The sequence below is a fragment of the Cupriavidus sp. 2KB_3 genome (assembly GCF_052115685.1).
Taxonomy (GTDB): Bacteria; Pseudomonadota; Gammaproteobacteria; order Burkholderiales; family Burkholderiaceae; genus Cupriavidus; species Cupriavidus campinensis.
Genome location: NZ_JBFRHD010000014.1, coordinates 53754 through 80581 on the forward strand (window position 1 = coordinate 53754; position 26828 = coordinate 80581).

Below are 26828 nucleotides of genomic sequence, written 5' to 3' on the forward strand. Positions count from 1 at the left end.
TTGGATTAAGCCGCCGCCGCAGCGGCTGCCGCCGGGGTCGATGCGGGGCTGGCAATCGGCTGCTGCTTGTTGACCGGCGGGCCAGCGAACACGGTCTTGAAGCTGCCGATGGACAGCATGTCGATTTCCAGCAGGAACGGGCCCGGCTCCACCGTGGCCTCTTCCAGCGCCGCGTCAATGTCGGCGAGGTTGCTCACGCGGCGGTGACGCAGCGCGAGCGACTTCGAGAGCTGGGCGTAGTCCGGCGTGTGCAGGTCCACGTAGTGGCGGCGGCCGCCGTACTGCGCGTCCTGGATGTTCTTGATCACGCCGTAGCCCTTGTCGTTCATCAGCACGATGACCATGTCGGCACGCTCCTGCACCGCCGTGGCGAGTTCGCCCAGGTTCAGGATGAAGCCGCCGTCGCCGGCCAGCGTGAAGGTCTTCTTGCCGGAGGCCGTGGCTGCCGCGCCGATGGCGGCGCCGATGCCCATGGCCAGGCCCTGGCCGATGCCGCCGCCCAGCGCGTGCACGCCGGCGCGGGAGTCGAAGATCTGCAGGTGGCGGTTGCCCCAGGTGCTGTTGGACACCGTGACGTCGCGCACCCAGTTGAAGTTGCGGCCCACCGCCTGCTGGAGCGCCTGCACCAGCGCGCTGTACGGGCCGAGGCCGTCCACCAGCGCGCCCACGGCCACGTCATGCGCGCGGCGCAGGTCGGCGGCGAACTGCGGGTCCACCTTCAGGCGGCCTTTCAGGTGACCTTCAAGCCGGTCGGCAAGACCGTCCAGCGCCAGGGCGGCGTCGCCGCTGACGAAGTAGTCGCTCTGGTAGCAGCGGCCTTCCGAGGCCGGATCGGCGTCGATGCGCAGCAGCGGGCGCGGCAGCTTCAGCTCGTACTTCAGCGTTTCATTGCCGCGCAGGCGCGAGCCGACCACCAGCATCGCATCGCACGTCTGGTAGAAGGTCTCGATGGGCTTGTGGAGGTTGTAGGCGCCCAGCGAGCGCGGATCGTCTTCCGCCACGATGCCACGGCCCTGCGTGGAGGTGACCACGCCAAACCCCAGGTCCAGCAGGCGCTTGACCTGCTGGCTGGCGTGGCGCGCGCCGCCGCCGAGCCACAGCATCGGCCGGCGCGCCTTGGCCAGCTGGTCCGCCAGCGCGTCGAGCGCGTGGGCGGAGGGCTGGTGCTGCGGCACCGGCAGCGGTTGCAGGTCCGCCGGTATCGGGATCAGCGCGGCCTGGATGTCGATGGGGATTTCCACGCTGACCGGGCCGGTCGGCGCCGTCAGCGCGGTCTGCACGGCCAGCTTGATGGTGGAGAGCGCGGTGTCGGCGCTGCGGATGCGGAAGGCGGCCTTCGACACGGCCTTCAGCATGGTGAGCTGGTCCGGGGCCTCGTGGATGTAGGCAAGGCTCTGGTCCAGGTACGGCGTTTCGATCTGGCCGGTGATGTGGAGCAGCGGCGTGCCGGCCGTCAGGGCCTCGACCATGGCGCCGGCGGCATTGCCCGCTGCCGTGCCCGTGCTGGTCAGGCAGACACCCAGGCCACCCGTGGTGCGGGCGTAGGCATCGGCCATGTTGGTGCCGCCCGCTTCGCCGCGCGCCGGCACGAAGCGGATCTTGCCGCGCTCGCCCATCGCATCGAGGATGGGCATGTTGTGGATCGAGATCACGCCGAAGGCGGCCTTGACACCGCACTGCTCGAGGAAGGCCGCGATGGCGCAGCCCACGGTGACTTGCTGTTGTTCGTTACGCATGACGGGAGAGTCCTCCGGAAATATCGATATGGCTGCCCGTGGTGTACGAAGACAACGGCGAGGCAAGGAACAGGATGGCGCGGGCGGCTTCCTGCGGCAGGCCGAGACGGCCCAGTTGGATGTTCTTCTGGCGGGCCAGACGCGCGGTCCACGCGGTCCAGTCCAGGTGGCGGTCTTCCTCGGGGCGCGCGTCGAAGCGGCGGCGCCACTGGCCGGACTCGACCAGCCCGATCAGGATGCCGTTCACGCGCACGCCGCGCGGCGCGAATTCGGTGGCCAGCGAGCGCACCAGGTTGTGCACGCCGGCGCGCGCCGCCGAGGTCGCCACCATATGCGGCTCCGGCTGGGTGGCGAGCAGCGAATTCACGCAGACCACGGCGCCCTGCCCCGACTGCCCCGACTGCTCCAGCTGTGGCAGGAAAGCGCGGGTCGGGTGGATCACCGAGAAGAACTTCAGTTGCAGCTCCTCCAGCCACGCCGCGTCCTCGGTGCTGGCGAATGTCGACACGCGGCCCTGGCCGGCGTTGTTGACCAGCATGTCCACCGGGCCAAGTTCGCGCGCCACGTCGGCGGCGAAGGCGTTGACCTGCGCGGCCTGCAGCACGTCGCACCGGGCCGCGTAGAGGCGGCAGCCGGTGAAGCGCGCGCGCAGCGAGGCCTCGGCCTGGCGCAGCCGCTGTTCGTCACGGCCGCACATGGCCACGGCGGCGCCGGCTTCCAGCAACAGTTCGACGGTCGCCAGCCCGATGCCGGAGGACCCGCCGGTCACGACGGCTACCTTGCCGTCGAGTTGAATCATGGACATCGTCCTCACTCCCCTCTTTTGCTCATTCCCGATGTAAAGACACGACCTTGCCGTGCCCGTTGGCCCGATGCGGCCGGTAATCCAGCAGCCGCGACAGCTCGCGCGCAGCATCCCTCACCCGCTCCACCATCAGCCCGAGCTGGTCCGGGTCGATGCGCGACGCCGGGATCGTGGCGCCCAGCGCGGCGGTGACCTTGCCGGTGCGGTCGCGCACGGGCGCGGCGATGGTGGAGATGCTGGCTTCGAAGAAGCCTTCATGCAGCACGTAACCGCGCGAGCGGTCTTGCTGCACCATCTCGAACAGCGCATCCACGGTGCGCGGCGTGCTGTCCGAGTAGATCTGCAGTTGCGGCTCCGGATAGATCTCGCGCAGCTGCGCCAGCGACAGGTCTTCCAGCAGCACGCGCCCCAGCACGGTGGCATGCACCGGCAGGCGCGTGCCCACGTTGACGTTGCTGGCGAACGGGCGCGACGCCGCCGACTTGGCGACGTAGACCACCGAGCGCCCGTCGCGCACCACGAGGTTGCACGGGTACTCGATTTCATCGCGCAGCTTGTTCAGCAGCGGCGCGCCCAGTTCGGTCAGCTCCAGCGAGGCCAGGTAGTCGAAGCCGAGCCGGAGCACGGCCAGGCCCAGCCGGTATTCGCGGCCGCCGTCGGCGCGTTCCACGTAGCCCGTGGCTTCCAGCGTCGCCAGCAGGCGGAACACCGTGGAGCGGGGCACGTCGAGCCGGCGCGCGAGGTCGGCCGCCGACAGCACGCGGTCACGCGCGCTGAACTCGGCCAGCAGGCGCAGGCCACGCTCCAGGCCGGGCACGATGTACCGGTCCTGGATCTCGGCGGGCAGTGGTTGGGTGCTCATGGCTAGCGATGTCGACGGTCGGCGCGCGGGTTCAGCGCTTGACCTGGGTGAGCGGGTGCTCGGGCGGGTACGTCGGCGTGATCGGCTTCTTGGCGCCGAGCATCACGCACATCAGCGCGTCTTCCTCGCCGATGTTGATTTCCTCGCGATACACGCCCGGCGGCACCGAGACGAGGTCGCGGTCGGTCAGGATGGTCTCGAAGCGCTCGCCGTCCTTCTCCAGGATCAGCTTGATCTTGCCGCGCAGGATGAAGAAGACCTCTTCCACATCGGTGTGCAGGTGCGACGGGCCTTCGTGGCCGGCCGGGATGATCATCGTGGAGAACGTGAAATGCTCCGACGGCACCGTGTTGGTGTCGGCGGCCACGCCGGTACCGCCGGTACCGAGATAGCGCATCTGGGCGCGACGGTACTTCGGGTCGTAGTCGGCCTGGAACTTCAGGGCGTCCCAGTCGTACCGGCGGGTGGAGAAGCGCGCCACGCGGCTCTCCATCCACTGGTCGAACGAGGCGTCGGCAGGACGCTCCCAGCTGCGCTTGATGTTTTCCTGTTGGGACATATCGCTCATTTGATCGGGTTCCTTGGTTTCAGTGCATGACAAAGCCGCCGTTCACGGCCAGGGTCTGGCCAGTGACGAAGCGGGAGAGGCCGGACAGCGCGAACAGCACGGCGCCGCAGACATCGTCGGGGACTTGCTCGCGCTGGAGCGCGCGCTGGTTGCGGTACAGGTCGTGGCGGTGCTGCGGCACGTATTCGGTGGCTTCCACCAGCGTGAGACCCGGCGCCACGGCGTTGACCGTGACCTGCGCATCGCCCAGTTCACGGGCCAGCGAGCGGGTCATGCCGATGATGGCGCTCTTGCTGGCCACGTAGGCCAGCAGGTTGGGGGCGCCCCACAGCGGGGTGTCCGAGGCCAGGTTGACCACGGCGCCCCGGCCGCTGGCGCGCAGCGCGGGCGTGCAGGCGGCGGTCATCAGCCAGGTGCCGCGCACGTTCACGTTCATCACGCGGTCCCAGGTGGCCACGTCCAGCGCGGTCAGGTCGCGGCCGCCCGAGTCGGTGACCGCGCCGTTGTTGACCAGGCCGTCGAGCCCGCCGAGCGCTTCCACGGCGGCGGTAGCGCAGGCCTGCACGGAAGCCGGATCGTTGAGATCCAGCGTCAGCGGCACGGCGTGGAAACCGCGCGCCTGCAGGGCGGCGGCCGATTCCTGCACACGATCGGCGAGGATGTCGGCCATCGCCACGGCGGCGCCCGCCTCGGCAATGGCGGTGGCAAACGCCAGGCCGAGGCCTCGCGCGGCGCCGGTCACCAGGACCTTGCGGCCGGCAAGCAGGTTGGCCGTCGGGTTGCCAACTTCGGTGTCACGCATGGCTGGGGACTCCGCCGGCCGGTTGCAGCATCGCCACCGGTTCGTTGGCCACCTCGGCATCGGCGCGGCGCTTCAGCAGGCGGCGCACGCGGGTGATGCCGGCGTCGTGCTGGTACAGCATCTCGTGGTCGCGCGCGTTCGGCGCCATCGACTCCAGCACCACGCGGTCTTGCTCGAGCACGTCCCAGTGCATCCCTTCCAGGCGGTTGCGATACAGGAAGCGCCACACGTCGCGCTCCCAGCCCTGCACGTGGCGGGTGCGCCAGAAGAACACCAGGCAGTGGTCCTCGTCCACCGGCGTCGCCATGCCGACGATACCGAACGGGCCGCCGGGGCCGACCTTGTCACGGTAGGGGATGGACAGGCGCAGCCACAGCGTGCCGGTCTCGCCGAATTCCACCCAGTCGAAATTCACGCCGCGCTGGCCGGTCTTCTCGAAGATCAGGCCGCTGTCGGTCTCGCGGATCTGCATGACGGCCGACTTCTCGCCGCTGGCCATCGAGTGCGAGACGGCGTGCAGGTAGGCGCCGTGCATTGGGTCCATGACGTTGTCGATCGCGTAGCGGTAGTTGCAGTCCCAGTGGGCCACGCAGAGGAAGTTGCTGTGCTCGTCGCTGACCAGTTCCTCGGGCAGGCGCAGGGCATCGGCTTCGGCCGGGGCGCTGTCGCCGAACCACAGGAAGATGGCGCCGGCCTGCTCCTGCACCGGGTAGCTGCGCACGCAGGTGCGGCCTTCCAGCGGGCAGCTCTCCACGGCCGGCACGCTCTTGACCTGGCCGTCGCCGCCCACCTCCACGCCGTGGTACCAGCAGGCCACGCGGTCACCGAGGTTCCAGCCCATCGACAGGCGTGCGCCACGGTGCGGGCAACGGTCTTCGAGCGCGTGCAGCGCGCCGGCGTTGTCACGCCACACGACGATGTTCTGGCCCAGGCGGGTAATGCCGATGGGCGCGTGGGTCACCTGCCACGACGCCGCCACCGGATACCAGTAGTTGCGCAGGCCGCTGTTCAGGCGCGCTTCGGCGCGTGCTTGCTTGTTCGATTCCATGTCTTGTCTCGCTGGGGTTCCGGAGTCAGGCGCCCAGGCGGCGCATTTCGGCGAGGAACGCAGCCTCGGTCCACGGCTGGCCATCGGCGGCCAGGAAGTTCGTGCGGTTGAACGCGCGGACGATGTCGCCCGGGTTCTTGGCGCCGCCCTCGAACGCAGCCTCCAGGGCATCGGCGAGCGCGTTCTCGTACGCGGTGGGTGCCGCCGCACGGGTCTGCCAGACGATGTTGGCAACCTTGCCCGGCTGCTCGATATGGCCCTTGCCCGCTACGTTGTTCGGCGCGGGGCGCTCCCACGGCACCAGGTTCGGGTTGTACGAGAGGCTTTCCATTGCGCTTTGCTCCATGGCTTGCTTTGTTGGGGACGGCGGGTTCAACCGCGCTCGCGTCCTCAGGCTTGTTTGTTTTACCTGTGAAACACGAGTTTAAATATTGAACACAGGTACGACTATAGACAACGACGCTTCAAAAATTGACTAGGGTTAACCCCTTGAATCGCCAGATCGTGGCGGAGAAGTGACCGGTAGCCGGCTGCTATCGGTCCTGAAGCGCTTGCCTCAGTCGTGCAACGTGGCGCGGATCCGTTGGGCAACGGCCTGGGGCTGCTCGATGTAGCAGGCGTGGCCGGCGTCGGCGATCAGGTGGAACGGGAACTGGAATCGCCCGGCCAGCGCGGACGAGGCGGCGGGCGTGGTCACCACGTCCTGGGCGCCGCAGCCGACGTGCATGGGGCGCGAGGCGTCAGCGAGGTATTCGTCGATGTCATCGCCACAGAGCAGTGCCACCGCCTGGCGATAGCCGTCCGGATGCAGGCGGCGCATGTTCCAACGCACCCAGGCCTGGGCATCGGGCGTGGCCGCCGGGCTGAGCAGGCGAGTGGGGCCGCGCTGGGCCAGGCCATCGATGCCCAGGGTGTCGAGCGCTTCAAGCCGCTGGGCCGAGACCTCGCGCGACTTCGTCTCGTTGCCCGGCGCGCCATAGCCGAGCGCGGGACTCAACAGGAGGAAGCGGGCCGGTTGCATGTCTGATGCGGCATGGGCGGCGTAGCCGGCGGCCATCAGCGCGCCGAGCGAGTGGCCGACGATCAGGTCCGGGCTCACCTGGAGCACGGCCAGCAATTGCTCAAGCCGCGCGGCGTAGTCCTGGGCGATGGGCGCGGACATCGGCAACGGGGTGGAATCGCCGTAGCCGGGTGCGTCCCACGCAATGACGCGCGCCCCGGCGGCCAGCAGGCTCGCGCAAGGCAGCCACGACGCCGCGCCGGAGCTGATGCCGTGCAGCAGCACGATCACCGGACCGCGCGCGCCGCCGACCCGGCAAGACACGCGTGTGCCCTGCGCATCGACCATCACGGTGCGCGCCGCGAAATGGTTGTCCAGCGCCGCCAGGAGGTCGGCGCCCGGGTCAAGTGCTCGATGGGGCGCGTTTTGTTCCATATGTGAAACCTGTATTTATAAATAAAACTCCTCGACTATAGGCCGGGTTTCGGGACGTGCGGGATCAGGGTAAACAAGTAGAAGAAATCCGCGCGGAGCGCGCCGCCATCACGCAAGGTCCGGGCGGCCTCGGCATGCCCCGCAACGGGGCATGCCGCATTTCACCCGAAAGCGGCTTTCTGCATGGCTTTGCCGAGCGAGGACTGACTTCGCCCGCGCTGCCACTTTCGCAAAGGCGGTGCGCCGCCGTGGAAGCCGCGCACCACAACGATTCCAGGGCTTTGTGGCATCGGCGCCATGCCGCGGCGTCGCCATGTGGCCTCACTAGGGTTCCCCCTGATCTACGCCGCAGGCGCTCCTGTCTATATTTCGCTGAACGTTTCCTATGTAGTTCATTGTTTTACTAATGAAACACAAAGACGGATCGGTCCCCATCATTGCCCGGCCGGACGGAAACGCAGACGAGCCCACGAAAACTAAAGAAGGAAACGGTAGATGAAGATCGGAAAGTACGCGGCAGGCCTGCTGGCCGCAGCGCCCCTGCTGGCCTCGGCGCAATCGTCCGTCACACTGTATGGCGTGGTGGACACCGGCGTCGAGTTCGTCAACAACGTCGGCGCGGCCGGCAATAGCGTGGCCCGCATGAATACGCTGACCGGCACCGTGCCGTCCCGTTGGGGCCTGCGCGGCACCGAGGATCTCGGCGGCGGCCTGAAGAGCGTCTTCGTGCTGGAGTCCGGTTTCGCGCCGGATTCGGGCACCGCCAACCAGGGCGGCCGCCTGTTCGGGCGCCAGGCGCTGGTCGGCCTGAGCGGCAAATGGGGCCAGGTCTCGTTCGGCCGCCAGTACACCATGCTGTTCTGGGCCGTGCTCGACCCGGACATCCTCGGGCCGAACGCGTTCGGCTCCGGTTCGATGGACAGCTACATCCCGAACACGCGCGCCGACAACGCCATCGCGTACAAGGGCACCTTCGGCGGCCTGACCGTGGGCGGCACGTACAGCTTTGGCCGCGACGTGGCCAACGCCGGCCCAAGCCCGGCCGGCACGAACTGCGCCGGCGAGAATCCGGCCGACAAGTCGCAGTGCCGCGAGTGGTCCGCCATGATCGGCTGGGACCAGAAGACCTGGGGCATTACCGCCGCGTATGACTCGCAGCGCGGCGGCCCGGGCGCCTTCGCCGGCCTGACCAGCAGCAGCTTCCGTGACGACCGCGCCTCGCTGGCCGGCTACGTGCTGCTCGATCGCACCAAGATCGGCGCCGGCGTGATCCGCCGCGAGAACCAGGGCAGCGCCACGCCGATCTCGGCGCTGTACTACATCGGCGCCGCGTACGACATCACGCCCGCGTTCACGCTGGCTGGCCAGGTCTACTATCTGAACTACAACAGCAGCGATAACAAGTCGATGCTGTACGCCATCCGCGGCATGTACAACTTCAGCAAGCGCACGGCCGTCTATGCGACCGCCGGTTTCATCAACAACGACGGCAACCTGACGTTGTCCGTCAGCGGCGCGCAGGCCGGCGCCAACACGAAGCCGGGCGGCCAGCAGTTTGGCGCCATGCTCGGCATCAAGCACATCTTCTAATAGCGGCGGACGCATGCGGCGCCGGGCAGCTTTCCTCTGCCTTGGCGCCGCTCGCCACAAGCCCGATGGGAAATCCGGCACAGCACCGTTTCCCCGACTCCTTCGCGCAGAGATGCCCCCGCATCGGGCGCGAACCCTGACAAGAGGTGTTTCGATCATGAAGACTGTCCGCCGCAACGTACTCGCCGCCATGGGTGCGGCCTTCGGCGCTGCTGCCCTGCTCTCCGCCCTGCCCGCGATGGCCCAGGGCGGCTACCCCAACAAGCCGATCACCATCGTGGTGGCCTACCCCGCCGGCGGCGACGTGGACGTGCTCGCCCGCCTGATGGCCGACAAGCTCGGCGCGCGGCTGAAGCAGTCGGTGGTGGTGGAGAACCGCACCGGCGCCGCCGGCACCATCGGCAGCGCCTACGTGGCGCGCGCCGCCGCCGACGGCTACACGCTGCTGTTGGCGCCCAACACGCTGTCGATCGCCCCGCTAGTGCTGAAGTCCGGCACCGGCGCCACCTACGACGTGCAGAACGACTTCACGCCGATCATCCAGCTCGGCACGCAGTCGCTGTTCGTGGTGGTGGCCAAGACCACCGGCATCACCAAGATGAGCGACCTCGTGGCGCGCGCCAAGGCAGGCAAGCTGGAGACGTACGCCACGCCGGGCAATGGCTCGCCGATGCACATCATGGGTGAGATGTTCAACAAGTCGGCCAGCGTGAAGATCGCGCAGGTGCCGTACCGGGGCACGGCGCCGGCCATCGTCGACGTGCTGGGCGGACAGGTGCCGATGACCTACGTGACCTACGGCGCCGTGGCGCAATACGTCGGCAACGGCAGCCTGGTGCCGCTGGCCGTGGCCGACACCAAGCGCTCCCCGTTCGCGCCGAACGTGCCGACGCTGGGCGAGCTGGGCTACAAGGACGTGGAGATTGGCGCTTGGCAGGCGATGCTGGGCCCGAAGAACCTGCCGCCCGAGATCGTCCGCACGCTGAACAGCCATGTGAACGAGATCCTGAAGCAGCCCGACGTGATCGCCAGGATGGCGACCATCGCCGTCACGCCGGTCGGCGGCGAGCCGGCCGTGCTCCAGAAGCTGATTGCGGCGGATACCGCCCGCTACACCAAGCTCGTGAAGGAATTCAACATCCAGGCCGATTAGGCGTCTGAATCTTGAAGGTGCCGGCGCCGAAAACACCGGTAGTACTGGACACCCCGGCATTGCTGCCGGGGTTTTTTTATGGTGGCGTCACCACTTGGGAAACCACTTTCAGATTCGTCTCATTGTCCCAGCCGCCCCCGAACCCAAGAATGATTCGCATTTCATGTCGATGATTCCAGGAGGAATTCATGAAGTGCCGTGGTCTGGCCCAAGGGCGCGGGATGCGCAACGTGCGCAAGGCGAAAGCGCCGATCTGTCTGATGGTTTTCGCCGCGAGCGTCGGCGCAAGGGAGGCCCCCGAGGCCGGGCATACGCTTCCGGCCATCACCGTCACGATGCCCGCATTCGACACGGACGATCCGCGCGTGCAGGCGACCACCTCCGCCACTGGCACGCTCACCCGCCTGCGCGACGTGCCCCAGACCGTTGACTCCGTCAGGGTAGCGCCCGCGCTGGCCTACGGGCCCGCCACGCTCGGCACGTTGCTCGACGGCGTGCCCAATGTCAGCAACGCATCGGACACGCGCTTCGACAGTCTCCGCATCCGCGGCTTCGATGCCTCCAACGATCTGTATCGCGATGGCGTGCGTGACGACGCGCAGTACGTCCGCGACTTGCACAACATCGAGCGTATCGATGTCCTCAAAGGTCCGTCCGGCGCATTGTTCGGCCGAGGCAGCAAGGGCGGGATCGTCAACCGGATCAGCAAGGTGCCCGATGCCGGCCTCTCGCCCAGCGTGGAAGCGCAGTGGGGAACGAAGGAAACCGCCAGCCTCTATGCCGATCTGCCAGCCAGCCTCGGCGATACCGTCAAGCTCCGGCTGAATCTGGGCGGCGGCATCCAGGATGGCTACAGAACCGGACAACGTGACTGGCGAACGCTGTTTGCGCCAGCCCTCCTGTGGAACGTCACGCCGCAACTGACCGCCCTGGTTCAATACGAATTCAGCGAGTATCGCCGCACGCCGGACCGCGGCGTGCCCTCGCTCGGCAACCGGCCGGCGCCGGTTGGGCGCAACACCCTCTATGGCGACCCGGAACGGGACTATATCGACGACCAGGCGCAGACCCTGCGTGCCCGTCTCGGATATCGGCTCGGCGAGGACTGGCAGCTGCGCTACACCTTCGATGCCTTCTGGCTCGACAGCCAGTTCGACAATACCTATCAGCGGGGCTATCACGCGGGCTCCGGCCGGGTGACGCGCCAGCGCTTCCAGCAGGCGCTCGGGGTGCGCAATCTGCGCAACCAGATCGAAGCGGAGGGAAGTCTTTCCACTGGACGTGTGCAGCATCGCTTGCTCGCCGGGCTGGAATTCACCAATCAGCACCGGAGTCCCACGCTCTGGAATGCCGCCACGCGCGGGCCGGGAGCCATGCCGGTGCCGTCCCTGGGCTTGTTCCACCCCGATCTCACCAGACAGCATCGCGGCCGCATGGACCGCTATTCGGAGGTCGAGCATGCGGCAACCAACTCGGCGATCTATCTACAGGACCAACTCTCATTCGGCCATGGCTTCCAGGCGTTGGTGGGACTGCGTGCCGATGCGTTCCGCGTGACATCGACGGACAGGCTCCGGAACAGGACTGGCAGCAGCGAGACCAACGCACTGAGCCCGCGGCTCTCGCTGCTCTGGAGCCCGGTGGCCTCGCAGACGGTCTATGCCACCTACAGCAAGACGTTCTCGCCAACCGGCGGCGGAATGATTGGCGCCGCGACCAACGCGTCCGGCAACGCCAACGATGTGGGGCCGGAGCACACCCGCCTCTACGAGATGGGCTGGAAGGGGGACTGGCTGGCGGGCCGGCTGACCAGCACGCTCTCGCTGTTCCAGATCGATCTCTATAACCGGCGCACGCAGGATCCGGACGATCCATCGCGCATCCTGTTGACGGGCCTCCAGCGTTCGCAAGGCGTGGAGGCATCGCTGTTGGGCCGCGTCACCGGCAGTTGGTATTTGCGCAGCGGCATGGGCCTGCAGAATGCGAGCATCGTGGAGGACAACAACGGCTTCGCCGGAAAACGCGTCTCAAACGCACCCCGGCGCAACGGCAGCCTGTTCGTATCATATCTGCCCAAGCAAGGCATCTACGGCGAAGCCGGACTCACGCTCGTCGGCGCGCGGTATGCAGACAGCCTGAACAAGGTCACCATGCCGGGCTATGGCCGCCTCGACGCGATGATCGGCTACCGCACCAGGATGGTTGACTACCGCCTCACACTGCGCAACCTGCTGAACAAGACCTACTACAGCAGCGCAACGAGCGGCGGGCAAATCCAGTATGGCGAGCCGTTCATGCTGATAAGCACGATTACGGCACGGTTCTAGGGTTTAGGGTCTTGCGGGCTGGTAGTTGACACCCCGGCGTTGCTGCCGGGGTGGTGTTGTTGGAGCTGGTAGTGGACCCACACCCGAGACACCGCAAACGCCAGCATGAAGCAAACGATACCCATGGCAAACGCCCGGACCATTGCCCATTTGTGCGGGCGGCGCCGGACCAGTGCAATGAGAAGGACAAGGAGGCCCGCGAAGAGCAATGCGGCGACTGCCAGTGCGGCCATCGCAAAGTACGCCGCAGCCGGACCGGTATAGCGGTCTCCGGGCTTGAAAGGGGTCAGCACCAGCGCGGTGACGTAGGCGACACCTACGAGGACAAGAAGCCCCGCGATGATGTTCATGGTCCGCAGCAACCCCGATCCCGGCTTCATCGTAGCCCTTCCGATGCCAGGCGCTTTGCGAGGCTTTCCCAACGACGCGGACTGTCTTTCACAGCGTGTGCATAGTAGAAGTGCCCCTCTCCCTTCCCATCCAGCATCTGTTTGCCGAGAATGGGCGCCATGGCAACGAGCTCGGCCCACGACATTCCCGCATAAATCGGATCGCCAAATTCCCGCAGGTCAATCGTCACGACCTTACCTATGCGGGGGTGCGTCTGCAGATCGGATAGGAAATCCTCGTCGATCGGGGATCCGATCAGGACGAGATGGTCAACCACGTGGCCCGCGCGTGCATAGGACCAGGCAGTTTGCGCGGCTAGCAAGGAGCCGTAGCTATATCCGATCAAATTGAATTGCGGGGCGTCCGGCGACATACCACTCGAAATCGTCCACTCACTGTCATCACGATAGCGCACGACGAGGCCAGCTCGCAGGGCATCCAGGATTTGCCCCACCTCCTTGTAGTCCTCGCTCAGTCCGTGGTTCGCCGAATTCGTCAGGCCCATGAAACAGTGCTCGATCCCCGCCTTTCGGAACGCCTCCAGCTGGGGCCGCACGTAGTCCCCATCGAGCCCCGCTCCACCCCAATACAACGTCCCGCGCGGCCGCAGGAGATACTCCTTCGTCGACGGCTCGTCCGCGGCCAAGTGCGCAGCGCCCGCAGCCGGCGTCGATGCCACGACCCCGCCAGCCCCAATAGAGCCTCCGACCGCGTGCTGCACCAATGCATAAACTTCAATCGAAAAAAGTGTTCTGCGACGGCAGTACGCGCGGGTGCTCCTTGCACTTGCAGAACACGCGCGCGCCCGACACCAGAATCTGCTTCCCATGCAGCGAATATCTCGGATCGCAGTCGTTGTACACCGGCCCGCCGACCTTGCACGCCGGGCAGGTCGCATGGTCGCCTTCCACGCCAACATTAACGCCGTGGTGAATCGTGTACGTGTTCAGCGCTATCAGCACGCCGCCTGTCGTGGTGGCGTTCCCGTTCAACAGTGCATAGCGTAAATCCCGCATGACCCTTCCTCCTTATCCAGACGATGGCTGGCACCTTCGCCCTATTCGAGGAAGAAATCTTTGGCGCAAATCAAGGAAAGGATGCGGCGCGATCCGCTGCTTTCGGTGCGGATCTGAGGGGAAATAGGAAGGGTCCGACCGGCTCAGAATTGAAGCGGGGCGGGTATCGGCTCTCCGGCCGGCCCGCCCCAGTTCCGCCTGGTACCCGCTCCTAGGACTTGGTGATATCAAACACAACGTTCACTGGCGATGGGCCGAACGATCCGTTCGGGACCACGCCGGACTGGTTGACGCCCGGCTTCGTCCAGTCGCACACACCGTTGGGGAAGATGGCCTGCAGACGCGTCATCTCAGCGCCCGAGAACATCACCGTGTAGTCAGACGCCGCAATCGGCTTCAGCGTGCACTTGATGATGTTGCCCGCTACTGGCCCGCCCGCTGCGATGCGCGTGGCCGTCCACGAGGGGAACAGCCCGTTGCAGGTGGTGTTGCCGATGGCACTCAGCGTCTGGCGCTCGTTGACGAAGGTCGCGGCGTCGCTCCAGCAGCCATCCACCGCCGTAGCCGGCTTGTGGGTGACCACCTTGTCCTTCTGCGCGGTGGTCGTCACATCGGCCTTATAGGCCGCCACCCACTGGATGAAGGTGTTCCACGCCGTATCGGCCGGCACGGGATTGCCGCGCCACATCACGTGGTTGTTGCTGCCGCCGTTGGCCGCCACCATCCGCTCGCGCAGGGCGAAGTGGAAGTACTGGTAGTGGTAGCCCGAGTCGTCGTTATAGATGCCCGTCACGTCGAACACGGGGATGCTCGCCAGCCCGCCGTTGGTGCCGATCTGCAAACCGCTCTGCTGCGCGCGCAGGATCGCGCCGGGGTCGCCCTCGGTGCGATTGGCCACGTAGTTGGCATCCTGGTCATAGCCGCCGACTTTCTCGTTCAGGTCCAGGAACTGCGTGGTGGTGATCGCCCCGCTATTCAACGCCGCGAGGCCGTACTGCACGCCCACGTTGTCGTAGGGCCTGAGCGCGAAGCCGGTGGCCTTGTCGACGCCGTAGATGTTCTTCGCGGCATCGTAGACCGTGGGGCGCACGCCGGTCTTGTTGTTGACCGGGTCATAGCGCACCGACGTTGGCACCACGCTGTTGAAGACACCGGAGTTGTAGCCCGCGTAGTCCACGCGCGCCGGCACCGGATCGGTACGGCCAGCCTGGTTGGCGGCATCCTCGAAGGCCTTTCGGCTCTTGTAGCCGGTGACCGCCGCGATCTGCGCGTCCGTCAACGCCGACGGGAATAGCGTGATGTAGTGCGTGATCAGGTGCCCGTCAGACCCTGCGAAGGCAATCGAGAGCGGGTCGGGGAAGGTGCACGAGATCAGCACGCCATCGAGCAACCCCGGGATGCGATCCGCCGGCTGCGTGCTGCCATAGGAGCCGCCCGAGCAGCCTGCGCTCACCGTGAACACCGGCACGCCGAAGCGTTCGATCGTGGCTTCCTTCGACATCATTGCCGCCTCGCTGGCCAGCACCGCGTTGCAGTTGTTCGACGCATGCTGCAGCGTGTTGGCGAACGTTGCATAGCCCTCGGCCAGCCGCTGCGTGTTGAGCAGGCTGAAGTCGAAGCCTGCGCTCTGGATGTTGCCGATCGCCCCGCCCTGGATATACCAGCCGCCGGGGCAGCCGAAGCCTTCCACGGCGATGAGGCGCCGGTTCCATGCCTTGGGCGGAGAAGTCGGCGTGGGTGCGGATTCGGTCGTCGGATCATGCAGGACGGCGTTCTGGTAGATGCCGCGATCGACGGTACCCGTTTCCACGCGCACGATGAAGGGCGCCTGGGTGCCGCTGAGCGTGGTGACCGTCGCCACGTCCGCAGGGCGCGTCCTGGTGTCAGTCATAGGTTTCAGCGCCCCACCCTGCGTAGACTGGTAGAGATAGGTCACGCGCGTGGCCACGCTGCAGTTCTCGTCGAGCGGCGCGCCGAGCGTGGAGCCGTCCGGCAGCGCGAACGTGCTGGTCTGGCAGACGAACGGCGTCTGGAAGGGACCCGAGATCACCGGACCAGTGATCGGGTAGTTGGTCATCGTGATGGTCTTGGAAGCCTTGCCCACACTGGCCGTCACGGAGTTCGTGCCATTGACGAGCCCGGTCAGCACAGCTTGCTGGTGGGACGAATCGGTGGGACTGGTCTTGAACTGGGCGCTGACGTCATTGCCGTTCAGCGAGACCTTGAGGGGGCGATCGTTGTTGACCGTGGAAGGCACGCCGATGTCGATCAGCGCATTGCCGCCGGTCACATAATCGGGTTGCGACGAAAGCAGCTGGACGGTGGGCGCGATGCCCGGGTCATCGTCTCCGCCTCCGCCGCACGACGAAAGGCCGATTAGCATAATGCCGGCGAGCGCGACGCCGAGCATTCTCCTGATGGATTTCATGGGAGTCTCCTAGTATTTTTAATGTTTCAGACAGGCCTGTCATGGATCAGCTGCCTGAGGCCAGCTTAGGAGGCGGTCATCGGCTTTACAACGCGCGTGCAAATTCGCAACGATGGCTTGAAAGAACTGCGCGCGCCTGTGATGTGCGGTTCATCGTCTTAAGGCGTGGCGTGTAAGAACGCCAAGAAACGTGGTGCGATGCGGGGTGGATTTCCTGCGCGCGTTGAAGTTTTGGACGCTGGCTTTTTACAACGCGGCGTCCACCATCGCGACAGCCAACCCGACGAGCAACGCCACGGCCGAACCGATAAACCAGCGCACCGTCTGCCGATATTCAGCGACGGCATCATCCTCGATCCGCAGCGCGCGAAATAGCGCGACGATCTGCAGCGCCACCGCAATCAGCAGCGCCGCAGCGGCGAGGATCGCGAGCGTGCCCCACCGCCCCGGCGTCTCAAGCCCCCAGAATCGCCAGAAGGCCAGCGAGAAACCAAGCAGGACCGTGATCGCCGTGATGATGCCTTGCCGGAATCCGGCGGGGACGACTTCCAGCGCAGGAGGTTGGGGCGGAGTGGACGCGGCCTCGGGCTGGGCGGGAGGTGGCAGGGTCATGGCTTGCCTTGTCTTCTGGGGCGCCAGTCGAGTATAGGTGCCGGGATCCACAGAATGCGAATCGTCTCATGGACTGGCGGGGGTGGGATGGGGAAGACTGATCCGACTGAACGACCTACCTCCTGGATCCAAGATGCGTATGCCTGAATCAAAACTGCCTCCGGCCGCCCAGCCACCAACCGGTCCATCGAGCCGCGCGGCCAATGCCGATGCCGTGCTCGCCGGCATTGATGGGGTGCTGGAACTGCTCGAGAAGCAGAGCGAGACGTCCGAGCCTTCGTATAACGCCTATTGCCTGCTGGGACTGGTGCGGGGGAAGTTGGCAGAGGTGTTGCAGAAGGCCGGCCAGCCATAGGGCTGGGGCGGCCCCCAATTCGCCGCCCTTTCCGCCGTCAGTTGCTGGCAGCGACGCCGGATGTCTCGGCCGAGATGGTCTCCACGCCCAGCAACGGTGCGCCGGTCAGCTTGACCGGACCCGCGCCTGGCGCAAGCCAGACCGTGCTTTCGAGCGTGGGAAACAGGCTGTCTGCTCGCTCGTAACGCACCTTCACCTTGCAGGCGTTTGGATAGGCCTTGCCCATGGCGGAGACATCTTCCCAGCGAACAGTTTCCGGGCAATTCGGCAGTTTTTACGATTCCGTCAAATCTGAGTCACCAGTGATATGAATCATTTTTAAATCAGAATTCAATGACGCGCGATGACAACGCATGTTCACCATTCCGTTACGGTCTACGCGCATACAAAAACGGCGGCCGTCATTGCAACGGCCGCCGTCTATCCAGCCAGGAAACGCTCAACTCATAGCGCCCCGCCCACACCAGTCCAATACGGATCTCTCCCGTAGTACTCATGGATCGTGGTCGCCCATTGCGGGTCCGCCATGCCGGGCCAGCTGTCCTTGTTGAAGCCGGGGGCGTTCTTGATGCGGTCTGCGGTCAGGCCGAGGCGGAAGCATTTGGCGTCGGTGTCCATGACCAGGGCGCCCCAGGGAATGGCGTGGAGGGTGTCGCCGATACCGAGGAAGCCGCCGGTGCTCAGCACGGCGTAGGCCACGCGGCCGCGCGGGACGTCGATCATGATTTCCGAGATTTCGCCGACGTGTTCACCGTCTGACGAATAGACCTTGGTGTCATCCAGGCTCGATGCGGCCATGACTTCGGGGCCGGGCCCGTCGCCCACGCCGGAGCCGACGATGCCGGCGCCCTGGTTGGAAGTGAGAGTGGGATCAGCGGTGTTCATCTGCAACTCCTTGCGTGGGGTGTGGGAACCCTGATCCCGCAACGAGCGTGCCGAGGCTGCGCCCGCCTTGCCGGGCGCGCGCGGTGGTCCGGGGCGACGTGTCGCGCACCTCCTTCCATCGCGGACAAATTACAAGCACCGGTAACTTGCCGCGGCGTTTCTATATTAGAGAGCGCGCCGCGCGTGTGGGGTGGCGGTGCGTGTGCTGGTACGGAACCTGCGCAGGCATGTGTTGGCATCGATTTCCCCGCACCTTTGCACCTTTCGCACTGCCTGACAGGAGACACGCATGGACCCGAACAATCTCAATCCGCAGAACTCAAGTGCCGACGCGTCCGCCGCGCGGGCTAACTTGCGCGCCGACACCAACCAGCTGGCCAGGGATCTCGACGATCTGCTGTCGCAGTTGCCGAATCTGACCGGGGAAGCCGTCGAAGCCGCCAAGAAGACGTTTCTCTCCAAGGCGGAGCGCGGCTCGCAGGCGCTGGACTCGATCAAGTCCACGGTCAGTCACAACTGGCAGCACGGCCAGGAGTGCGTGACCGAGTACGTCAACAAGCAGCCGATGCGCGCCATCGGCATGGCGCTCGGGATTGGCGTGCTGCTGGGCGCGGTGCTTTGCCGGCCGAGCCGGCATCGCTACGACGACTAAGCCGCACGCGCCTCACGCACCGACGCCAGCAGGATGTCCGCCAGCCGCTCCACCTCGGGCGGCATGGTTGGCGCCGCGCGCAGCATGACCAGCGGCAGCGACGGCAGCCCGGGCAGGCCGGCCTCCCCGGCCGGCACCGCGCGCACATTGGCCGGCAGGCCGTAGCGGGACCGCACGGTCAGCCCCAGCCCGGCAGCGGCGGCGGCCCACAGCCCGCCGAGGCTCGGGCTCGAGAACGCCAGGCGCCACGGAATGCCGGCGCGATCCAGCGCCGCTGTCGCCGCGGCGTGGAACTGGCATGGGCGGTCGAAGGCGATCAGGGGCAGCGGCTCGCCGGGCTCCCAGGTCATCGGCGCCGTCGCGGAGCCGACCCAGCACATGGGCGGTTCGTCGATCGGCTCCACCGCACGCTGGCCCAGTGCGTAGCCCGGAATGCTGGCCTCGGGCAAGCCCAGACCGCCATCGGCCCAGATCAGCGCGAGGTCCAGCCGTCCGGCATCGATCCGCGCCAATAGTTCGGCGTTACGCGCCACCACCGCCTCGATGCGCACCTTCGGGTGCGCGCGGGCGAACCTGCCGAGCACGTCGGGCAGCAGCCCTTCGCCAAACTCCTCCTGCAATCCCAGCCGGATGCCGCCCGCCAGATCCACGCCGCGCACCGCCGCCGCGGCTTCGTCGTTCAGGTCCACCAGCCGCCGGGCATAGCCGAGCATCGCCTCGCCGGCGGCTGTCAGCGCCAACCCGCGTCCGGATTTGCGGAACAGCGGCGTGCCGGCCTGCTCCTCCAGCTTCTTGATCTGCGCGCTGATGGCGGAGGTGGAGCGCCCGACGCGATCCGCCGCGCGCGCGAAGCTACCCAGTTCCATCCCCGCCAGCAGGCTACGCAAGGCGGCGACGTCGAAATTCGTGCGTGACATCGATCATCCTGTTTTGTCGAACGATTCCAGAAATATTTTCTGATATTCAGGACGGATTGTGGGTGAGAGACTCGGTCCGGTCAAATCATCGATCGGAATACAGCCATGTCATCCCAGACTCTTGCTTCGGCGCCGGTGTCGGCGAACCGTCACTTTGGCGCAGGCCACCGCTGGAAAGTCCTCGGCGTGGGCGTGGCCGCCAATGCCAGCGTGATGGCCGGCGCCAGCGGCATTCCCACCACCGCCGTCTGGATGCGCACCGGCTATCACTTCGACAACGCCGAGCTGGGCCTCGCCCTCGGGGCGCTCGGCTTCGGCGTCGCCCTCTCCGAACTCCCGTGGGGCGTAGCGGCAGACCGCTGGGGCGACCGCCCCGTGCTGCTCGGCGGCCTCGCTTCCACTGCCATCGCCCTGCTGGTCATGGCACTCTGGCTCGCCCCCAACGCCGGCCATGCCCCGCCACTAGGCTGGCTGATGAGTGCGATGGCGGTCGTCGGGCTCTTGAGCGGGAGCGTCAACGGCGCGAGCGGCCGCGCCGTGATGCGCTGGTTCCGGGAAGGCGAACGCGGGCTGGCCATGAGCATCCGGCAGACGGCAGTGCCGCTGGGCGGCGGTATCGGCGCCCTTACGCTGCCGTGGCTCGCCTCAACGGTGGGCTTCGCCTGGGTCTATGGATGGGTGGCGCTGCTGTGTGGCGTGTCGGCGTGGCTGACCTGGCGATGGCTGCACGAGCCGCCGGCAGCCGGCTGCGCGGCATCAACGGCGTGCCGGGCACCCACCGCGAATCCCCTGCGGCAGCCGGGCATCTGGCGCATCGTCGCGGCCATCGGCCTGCTCTGCGTGCCGCAGTTCGCGGTGCTGACGTTTGCGTCAGTGTTCCTGCACGACTTTGCGCATGCCGGGCTCGGCGTCATGACGGCCACCATGGTCGCCGTGCAGGGCGGCGCGATGGCGATGCGCGTGTGGAGCGGCCGCTGGACCGATCGCCACGGCAACCGTCGCGCCTATCTACGCGGCTGCACGCTGGTATCGGTAGCCGCCTTCCTGGTGCTGGCGGCCTGCGTCCAGGGCAGCGCCGGCCATGCCCACGGCCTGTGGATGAGCCTCCTTCCGGCGATGATCGCCCTCGCCGGGATCTGCGTCTCGGCCTGGCACGGCGTGGCCTATGCGGAGCTGGCGGCCATGGCCGGGGCCGAGCGCGCGGGCACGGCGCTCGGCATGGCGAATACTGCGGTCTTCCTCGGCTTCTTCCTCACGCCGCTGACCCTGCCGCACTGGCTCGCGGCGACGTCATGGCCGGTGGTCTGGGCCAGCACCGCGGCGGTTGCGCTGATGGCGTGGCCGCTGTTTCCGGGAACGCGGCCCAGAATGTGAAACGCCCCCGGCGGGGCCGGGGGCGTTTCACGGTGCTGTGGCTTACGATGCCAGCGAGGGCGAGATCCGGTTGTGATCTTCGTCCTCCGGCTCCTCGTCCGGCCAGGAGCGTCCCACCATCCACTCGTACAGCGTGGGCAGCACGATCAGCGTCAGCAGCGTTGCCGTAATCAGGCCGCCGATGATCACGATGGCCAGCGGGCGCTGCGTCTCCGAGCCAATCGCCCGCGAGATCGCCATCGGGAACAGGCCCAGCATGGCCAGCAGCGCCGTCATCAGCACGGTTCGCAGCCGGTCCATCGAGCCGGCCAGCACCGCGTCGCGCACGGAAAGCCCTTCGTCGCGCAGCTGGTTGAAGTACGTCACCATCACCACGCCGTTCAACACGGCCTGGCCGAACAGCGCGATAAAGCCGATCGCCGCCGAGACGGACAACGGAATCCCGGTCAGGAACAGCGCGAACACGCCGCCAATCAGCGCGAACGGGATGTTCGAGATGATCAGCGTGGCGCTCTTGAACGACTTGAACGCGTTGAACAGCAGCAGGAAGATCACCAGCACCGACAGCGGCACCACGATCGACAGCCGCGCCATGGCGCGCTCCTGGTTCTCGAACTCGCCGGACCAGCTGATCTTCACGTCCTCGGCGTTGACGTTCTTCTTCACCAGCGCCTGCATGTCCTTCACCACGCTACCCATGTCCCGGTCGTGGATGAAGATGCCGATCGACGTGGTGCGCTGGCCGTTCTCGCGGCTGATGTTCATGGCGCCCGAGGCGGCCCGGAACGTCACAAGTTGTGACAACGGCACCTGCGCGCCATCGGCCGTCTGCATGAAGATGTTCGGCAGGTTCGGCAGTTCGCGTTCGCCCGACTTCAGGCGCACGGCCACGCTGAAGTGGCGCTCGCCCTCCCACAGTTCCGTGGCGGCCTTGCCGGCCAGCGCGGTTTCCATCAGGTCCTGCACGTCCGCCACGTTGATGCCGTAGCGCGCCGCCTGGGCCCGATCGAACTCCAGCACGTACTGCGGCAGTTCGCCGTCGCGGTCGATAAACGCGCGCATCACGCCCTTGACCGTCTGCACGTTCGCCAGGATCTGGTCCGCCACCTGCTTGTTCTGCTGCAGGCTGTCGCTCTGCACCTTGATCACGATCTGGCCCTTGATCTGGGAGATGCTCTCAAGAATGTTGTCGCGCACCGGCTGCGAGAAGTTCGGCTCGATGCCCGGCAGCCGGCGCAGGTTGTGGTTGATTTCCTCGATGATCTTGCGCTTGTCGTAGCCGGCCCGCCACTTCTGGTCCGGCTTCAGGTCCACCAGGATCTCGACCGTGTTGATCAGCTTCGGATCGGTGCCGTCGTCCGGGCGGCCGACCTTCGAGATCGTGGTGTTCACCTCGGGCGTCTGGCGGATCACGGTGCGCAGCTTGCGCGCCTGGTCGCGGGCCTCGTCCAGCGAGACCGACGCCGGCAGGTCGAAGCTGACCCACATCGAACCTTCGTCCAGTTCCGGCAGGAACTCGCTGCCGAGGAACTTGCCCACGCCCACCGTGGCGACCAGCAAACCCAGCGAAATGCCGACCACCATCTTTTTGTGGTCCAGCGCCCACTTCAGCATCGGCTCGTAGAGCCGCTTGCAGTGGCGCACCATGAAGTTGTCCTCGTGCGCGATGTTCTTCTTCAGCAGCAGGTGGCACAGCAGCGGCACCACGGTCAGCGAGATGATCAGCGAGCCGATCAGCGCCCCGGTCACCGTATAGGCCATCGGCGCAAAGATCTTGCCCTCGTGGCGCTGCAGCGTGAAGATCGGGATGTGCGCCGCGATGATGATCACCATCGAGAACACGGTCGGCCGGCCCACCTCTGTGGTCGCCAGCAGGATGGCGTTGAGCCGCGCCTTGCTGTCCTGGATCTGCTGTTCCTTCAGCTCGCCCAGCCGCTTGAAGATGTTCTCCACCACGATCACCGCGCCGTCCACGATGATGCCGAAGTCCATCGCGCCGAGCGACAGCAGGTTGGCCGGAATGCCCACCCAGGTCAGGCCGATGAAGGTGGAGAGCAGCGCCAGCGGAATCACCAGCGCCACGATGGCCGCCGCGCGCACGTTGGCCAGGAACAGGTACAGCACCGCCATCACCAGCAGCGCGCCTTCCACAAGGTTGCCGAACACCGTGTGCAGCGTCTTGTCGATCAGCGTGGAGCGGTCGTAGTACGGCACGATCTTCACGCCCTTGGGCAGGATGGTGCTGTCGAGCAGGTCGATCTTCTGCTTCAGCGCGTCCAGCACGATCGACGGGTTCTCGCCCTTGCGCATCACCACGATGCCCGAGACGATATCGTCCTCGTCGTCCTGCCCCATCAGCCCCTGCGGCGGCGCCGAGCCAACCTTCACCTCGGCGATGTCCTTGACCAGGATCGGCGTGCCGTTCTTCTCGCTCACCACCACGTTGGCGATGTCCGCCGAGGTGCGGAAGCTGCCCAGCGAGCGCAGCAGGAACTGCTGCCGGCCATGCGCCACCGCGCCGCCGCCGGCGTTCGAGTTGCCGCGCTGGAGCGCCGTGAACAGCTCGGACAGCGAGATCCCGGCATCGCGCATCCGCGCCAGGTTCGGGTTCACCTCGTACTGCTTGATGCTGCCGCCAATCGTCACCAGATCGGCCACGCCGGGCACCTGGCGCAGGTTCTTCTCGACCACCCAGTCCTGCAGCGTGCGCAGTTCCTGCGGCGAATAGCCCTTGCCGGTCAGCCGGAAGCGATAGATTTCGCCGATGGCGGTGGAGAGCGGCGCGAGGTCCGGGTGCACGCCATCGGGCAGGTCCACGCTGCGCAGCCGCTCGATGATCTGCTGGCGGGCGGTGACGTCCGTGGCCTTGTCGTTGAACGTGACCATCATGAACGACAGGCCGAACTGCGTGTGCGAGAACACCCGCACCGAGTTCGGCGTGCCGGCCAGGGCGGTCTCGATCGGGATCGTGACCTGCCGCTCCACTTCCTCGGCCGCGCGGCCCGGGTAGAGCGTGATCACGTTGACCTGGATGTCGGAGACGTCCGGGAAGGCCTCGATCGGCAGGTTCTTGAAGGCGGCCAGGCCGCCCGCGACGAAGATGATCAGGCCGAGCCAGACGAACAGCTTCTGGTGCAGCGCAAAGTTGACGATACGCGAGATCATGTGTCCGCCATTCCCTTACTTGGCGGACGCGCGCGCCGCATTGACCGCCGTGGCGTCGCGCAGGATGTCCTGCAGATAGAGGTTGCCGTCGGTGACCACCACCTCGCCGTCGGCCAGCCCTTCCAGCACCTCGGTCATGCCCGGCAGGGACACGCCGGTCTTGACCAGGCGCCGCTCGAAGGTGTTCGAGCCCTTGCGCACGAACACGTAGTTCTTGTTGTCAGCCAGGAACACGGCCTTCGACGGCACCGCGATCCCCTTGAACGAGGCGGCCTGGAGGCGCGCCGTGACGAACATCTCGGCCTTGAGGCGGCGGTCCGCGTTCGGCACGGTCAGCCGCACCTTGATACTGCGCGACGCCGGGTCCACGTAATCGGCGATCTTGACCACGGTGCCCTGGAACGTCTCGCCGGGATAGGCGGCGCTGGTCAGCTGCACTGTCACGCCCGGCTTGAACAGGCCGAGGTCCGCCTCGGCCGCATCCACCTGGGCCCACAGCGTGGTCGGGTCGGTAATCAGGAACAACGGCGAGCTGGGCGCCTGGTCCGGACGCAGTTCCATGCCCGGATTGATATTGCGCTCCACCACCAGGCCCTCGATCGGGCTGCGCAGCGCGAAGCGCTGGTTCACCGCATCGCCACCGGCCGCAGCGCCGTACATGCGCAGCGCCGCCTGCGTGCGTTGCTGGTCAGCGGCGGCGCGGGCGCTGTCGGCCTGCGCCTGCTCCAACTCCTTCTGGGCGACGATGCCGGCGCCGTACAGCTCGCGCTGGCGCGCCAGGGACTTGGCGGCCACGGCGCTGTCGGCGGCGGCCTTGCGGGCATCGGCCTGGGCGAGGCCATAGTCGGGCGAGGTCAGCGTTGCCAGCGGCTGGCCGGCCTTCACGGTCGCGCCGGGTTGTACGAGGATGTCCATCACGCGGCCCGCGAACGGCGTGGTCACGCGCACGGTCTTGTCCTCGTTCCAGACCAGCCGGCCGGGCAGGTTCAGCATGCGGTCGCCGCCCAGCTTGACCGGCTGGCCGACGATGCCGGGCAAGGACTTCACCGACTCCGGAAACTGGATGGTCTGGCCGCTGACCTTGGGGTCGTCATCAGCCATGGGTGCCTCCTTCTTGCCGCAGGCGACCAGCGCCAGCGCGCAAAGTGACCCGACGGCAGCCAGGCGGAAAGGACGGAACCACTGGGACGAAGACGGCATGTTATGGGCGCGACGCATCGGTACGGACCTGGGGAAGCTTGTTGATATCGGATTGGGTGGCTTGCAGCGCAGTGCGGTAGGCGGCCAGCGCCTTGGCGTAGTTGCCCTGCGCCTCGACGGCATCCACGCGGGTCTGGCGCAGCGCGCGGCGCGCGTCGAGCAGGTCCAGCACGCCGGTGGCGCCCTTCGTGTACGCGAATTCGGCGCTGTTCGCCACGGACTCGGCGGCCGGCAGCACGGCGGTCTGCATCTGTTGCAGCGTGGCGCGCGCGGCCTCGAGCTGGCTGCGCAGGCGCTCGATGTCGTTCTGCGCCTCCAGCAGGATGCGGTTGCGGTCGTCCAGCGCGGCGTAGTAGTCCACCTCCGCGCGGCGCGCCTCGCCGCCATTGCTGTGGCGGACGAACAGCGGGATCGAGATGAACACGCCGTAGCTGTTGCCATCGCCATATGTATTAGTGGGCGATTGCGGATAGTGCTCGGCCTGCGCGCCCACCGTCACATCGGGCACACGGCCGGCGCGGGCCAGGTCGCGCGAGGCGGCGGCGGCGGCCAGCCGGGCTTCGGCGGCGGTCACGTCGGGGCGGCGTTGCAGGACATCGGGGTCCAGCGGCGGCACCGGGGTGTCCAGCGCGGGCCAGTCCGGCACCAGGCGATTGTCGATCAGCGTGCCCGGCACGCCGATCGCCGCGGCCAAAGCCGCCTTGTCGCTGGCGTGGTCGGCCTGGGCGTTGCGCAGATCGCTCTGGGCGCGCAGCGTTTCCAGCTGGAGCTTGGTGACGTCGGCGCGGGAGATGTCGCCGGCCTTCAGCCGGGTCTCATTGGCCTGCTGGGTGCGGGAATACAGCCCGACGGTCTCGGTCAGCACCTCGAGCCGGGTCTGGCTGACCACGGCCTCGTACCAGGCCTGGTCCACCGCGCCAAGCTGTTGCGCCACGATGGCCTGGGTGGTCTCGCCGGCGGCGGCGCTGGCCTTGCGGGCCGCATCCACGCGCAGGTTGCCCTTGTTGGCCGTTTCGATGACCTGGTCGATGCGCAGCGTGGAATCCACCGTCTTGCTGCGCAAGCTGCCCGATCCCACCCCCGCGTGCGGATTGATATTGGTGACCCCGAGGCTCAGGACCGGATTCGGCCGCTGCGAGGCGATCTGGACATCGGCCTGGCTCGCTTCCTCGCCGCGCCGGGCGGCAATGATGTCGCGATTGCAGCGCTGGGCGTCAAGCCGCGCCTGGGCGAGCGTCAGCGTGGCCTTGGCCGGTGGCGGCACACAGGGGCCGTCCGGGGGCATCGGCTGGCTGGCGGCGTGGCCAGCAACGGCTGCCACAGCCAGCAGCACGGCCATGGCGGCGCGGGAAACTGAAAAATGCACGATCGATCTGGCTCAATGTCACTTCGGTCTGACGTAAACGACCGTGCCAGCCGAACGGTGCACCGGGCGGACGACTTTCTTTCATCGCTCCCCGGGAATCCGCTCATTTAGCCGCGCTTGCCTTGCCGCGCACGATCTCCCG

At 66.7% G+C, this 26828-nt stretch carries 25 protein-coding genes; 6 read left to right on the forward strand and 19 right to left on the reverse strand.

What is annotated here, in order from left to right; translation table 11 throughout:
- Positions 1 to 5: 5 nt before the first annotated feature.
- The 8 genes from AB4120_RS16235 to AB4120_RS16270 form a co-directional block, all read right to left on the reverse strand.
- On the reverse strand, positions 6 to 1736 hold the full coding sequence (locus tag AB4120_RS16235; RefSeq protein WP_149138251.1) for a thiamine pyrophosphate-binding protein: 1731 nt from the start codon (positions 1734 to 1736) through the stop codon (positions 6 to 8).
- Positions 1729 to 2541: an SDR family oxidoreductase gene (locus AB4120_RS16240; protein ID WP_149138252.1), complete on the reverse strand. Its 813-nt coding sequence runs from the start codon at positions 2539 to 2541 to the stop codon at positions 1729 to 1731. The genes AB4120_RS16235 and AB4120_RS16240 overlap by 8 nt, the downstream gene beginning before the upstream one ends.
- 22 nt (positions 2542 to 2563) lie before the next feature.
- Entirely contained in the window at positions 2564 to 3403 is an 840-nt protein-coding gene (locus tag AB4120_RS16245; RefSeq protein ID WP_149138253.1) for an IclR family transcriptional regulator, read from the reverse strand.
- A 31-nt stretch (positions 3404 to 3434) separates the two neighbouring features.
- A complete protein-coding gene (locus AB4120_RS16250) occupies positions 3435 to 3971 on the reverse strand; it encodes a cupin domain-containing protein (RefSeq protein ID WP_144197762.1) in 537 nt (178 codons plus the stop codon).
- Positions 3972 to 3990: 19 nt separating this feature from the next.
- Complete coding sequence (locus AB4120_RS16255) at positions 3991 to 4773, reverse strand: SDR family oxidoreductase (protein WP_149138254.1); 783 nt, start codon at positions 4771 to 4773, stop codon at positions 3991 to 3993.
- Entirely contained in the window at positions 4766 to 5821 is a 1056-nt protein-coding gene (locus tag AB4120_RS16260) for an aromatic ring-hydroxylating dioxygenase subunit alpha (RefSeq protein ID WP_149138255.1), read from the reverse strand. The genes AB4120_RS16255 and AB4120_RS16260 overlap by 8 nt, the downstream gene beginning before the upstream one ends.
- A gap of 25 nt (positions 5822 to 5846) precedes the next feature.
- A complete protein-coding gene (locus tag AB4120_RS16265; RefSeq protein WP_149138256.1) occupies positions 5847 to 6167 on the reverse strand; it encodes a recombinase-like helix-turn-helix domain-containing protein in 321 nt (106 codons plus the stop codon).
- A 210-nt stretch (positions 6168 to 6377) separates the two neighbouring features.
- Complete coding sequence (locus AB4120_RS16270) at positions 6378 to 7256, reverse strand: alpha/beta fold hydrolase (protein ID WP_149138257.1); 879 nt, start codon at positions 7254 to 7256, stop codon at positions 6378 to 6380.
- A 495-nt stretch (positions 7257 to 7751) separates the two neighbouring features.
- Between AB4120_RS16270 and AB4120_RS16275 the strand changes: the two genes are divergently transcribed.
- The 3 genes from AB4120_RS16275 to AB4120_RS16285 all read left to right on the forward strand — a co-directional run bounded on the left by AB4120_RS16275 (position 7752) and on the right by AB4120_RS16285 (position 12326).
- Complete coding sequence (locus tag AB4120_RS16275; protein ID WP_149138258.1) at positions 7752 to 8846, forward strand: porin; 1095 nt, start codon at positions 7752 to 7754, stop codon at positions 8844 to 8846.
- 157 nt (positions 8847 to 9003) lie between these two features.
- Positions 9004 to 9999 carry a Bug family tripartite tricarboxylate transporter substrate binding protein gene (locus tag AB4120_RS16280; RefSeq protein ID WP_149138259.1) on the forward strand — a complete coding sequence of 332 codons (996 nt, stop codon included), beginning with the start codon at positions 9004 to 9006 and terminating at the stop codon, positions 9997 to 9999.
- Positions 10000 to 10187: 188 nt separating this feature from the next.
- Positions 10188 to 12326 carry a TonB-dependent receptor gene (locus AB4120_RS16285; RefSeq protein ID WP_262389862.1) on the forward strand — a complete coding sequence of 713 codons (2139 nt, stop codon included), beginning with the start codon at positions 10188 to 10190 and terminating at the stop codon, positions 12324 to 12326.
- On the opposite strand, the gene AB4120_RS16290 is transcribed toward AB4120_RS16285, so the two are convergent.
- The 5 genes from AB4120_RS16290 to AB4120_RS16310 form a co-directional block, all read right to left on the reverse strand.
- The gene (locus AB4120_RS16290; RefSeq protein WP_149138260.1) at positions 12323 to 12676 is read right to left on the reverse strand and encodes a hypothetical protein; all 354 of its coding nucleotides are present in this window, start codon (positions 12674 to 12676) and stop codon (positions 12323 to 12325) included. The two genes, AB4120_RS16285 and AB4120_RS16290, sit on opposite strands and share 4 nt — an antisense overlap.
- Positions 12677 to 12702: 26 nt before the next feature.
- Positions 12703 to 13395, reverse strand: coding sequence for a thioesterase domain-containing protein (locus AB4120_RS16295; RefSeq protein WP_262389863.1), 693 nt, complete (start codon positions 13393 to 13395; stop codon positions 12703 to 12705).
- Positions 13396 to 13450: 55 nt separating this feature from the next.
- Positions 13451 to 13732, reverse strand: coding sequence for a PAAR domain-containing protein (locus AB4120_RS16300; RefSeq protein WP_149138262.1), 282 nt, complete (start codon positions 13730 to 13732; stop codon positions 13451 to 13453).
- Positions 13733 to 13943: 211 nt separating this feature from the next.
- Entirely contained in the window at positions 13944 to 16160 is a 2217-nt protein-coding gene (locus AB4120_RS16305; protein WP_149138263.1) for a DUF6351 family protein, read from the reverse strand.
- A gap of 246 nt (positions 16161 to 16406) precedes the next feature.
- Entirely contained in the window at positions 16407 to 16772 is a 366-nt protein-coding gene (locus AB4120_RS16310) for a hypothetical protein (RefSeq protein ID WP_149138264.1), read from the reverse strand.
- A 139-nt stretch (positions 16773 to 16911) separates the two neighbouring features.
- Here AB4120_RS16310 and AB4120_RS16315 point away from each other — a divergent pair, with 139 nt between their 5' ends.
- Positions 16912 to 17127 (forward strand): hypothetical protein, encoded by a 216-nt coding sequence (locus tag AB4120_RS16315; RefSeq protein WP_244844828.1) that lies wholly within the window; start codon positions 16912 to 16914, stop codon positions 17125 to 17127.
- A 37-nt stretch (positions 17128 to 17164) separates the two neighbouring features.
- On the opposite strand, the gene AB4120_RS16320 is transcribed toward AB4120_RS16315, so the two are convergent.
- Positions 17165 to 17353 (reverse strand): hypothetical protein, encoded by a 189-nt coding sequence (locus AB4120_RS16320; protein WP_149138265.1) that lies wholly within the window; start codon positions 17351 to 17353, stop codon positions 17165 to 17167.
- A 218-nt stretch (positions 17354 to 17571) separates the two neighbouring features.
- On the reverse strand, positions 17572 to 18012 hold the full coding sequence (locus AB4120_RS16325) for a PRC-barrel domain-containing protein (RefSeq protein ID WP_144197747.1): 441 nt from the start codon (positions 18010 to 18012) through the stop codon (positions 17572 to 17574).
- Between the two features lie 289 nt (positions 18013 to 18301).
- On the opposite strand from AB4120_RS16325, the gene AB4120_RS16330 reads away from it, so the two are divergent.
- Entirely contained in the window at positions 18302 to 18664 is a 363-nt protein-coding gene (locus AB4120_RS16330; RefSeq protein WP_149138266.1) for a DUF883 family protein, read from the forward strand.
- Here AB4120_RS16330 and AB4120_RS16335 read toward each other — a convergent pair.
- Positions 18661 to 19581, reverse strand: a complete 921-nt coding sequence (locus AB4120_RS16335) for a LysR substrate-binding domain-containing protein (protein WP_149138267.1) — start codon at positions 19579 to 19581, stop codon at positions 18661 to 18663. The two genes, AB4120_RS16330 and AB4120_RS16335, sit on opposite strands and share 4 nt — an antisense overlap.
- A gap of 105 nt (positions 19582 to 19686) precedes the next feature.
- Here AB4120_RS16335 and AB4120_RS16340 point away from each other — a divergent pair, with 105 nt between their 5' ends.
- Entirely contained in the window at positions 19687 to 20955 is a 1269-nt protein-coding gene (locus AB4120_RS16340) for an MFS transporter (protein WP_149138268.1), read from the forward strand.
- Between the two features lie 42 nt (positions 20956 to 20997).
- Here AB4120_RS16340 and AB4120_RS16345 read toward each other — a convergent pair whose 3' ends face one another.
- Genes AB4120_RS16345 through AB4120_RS16355 form a run of 3 tightly spaced genes read right to left on the reverse strand, consistent with a single transcriptional unit; the run spans position 20998 to position 26659 of the window.
- The gene (locus AB4120_RS16345; protein WP_149138269.1) at positions 20998 to 24120 is read right to left on the reverse strand and encodes an efflux RND transporter permease subunit; all 3123 of its coding nucleotides are present in this window, start codon (positions 24118 to 24120) and stop codon (positions 20998 to 21000) included.
- 15 nt (positions 24121 to 24135) lie between these two features.
- On the reverse strand, positions 24136 to 25338 hold the full coding sequence (locus AB4120_RS16350) for an efflux RND transporter periplasmic adaptor subunit (protein ID WP_149138270.1): 1203 nt from the start codon (positions 25336 to 25338) through the stop codon (positions 24136 to 24138).
- The gene (locus AB4120_RS16355; RefSeq protein ID WP_149139308.1) at positions 25322 to 26659 is read right to left on the reverse strand and encodes a TolC family protein; all 1338 of its coding nucleotides are present in this window, start codon (positions 26657 to 26659) and stop codon (positions 25322 to 25324) included. The genes AB4120_RS16350 and AB4120_RS16355 overlap by 17 nt, the downstream gene beginning before the upstream one ends.
- Positions 26660 to 26828: the final 169 nt, after the last annotated feature.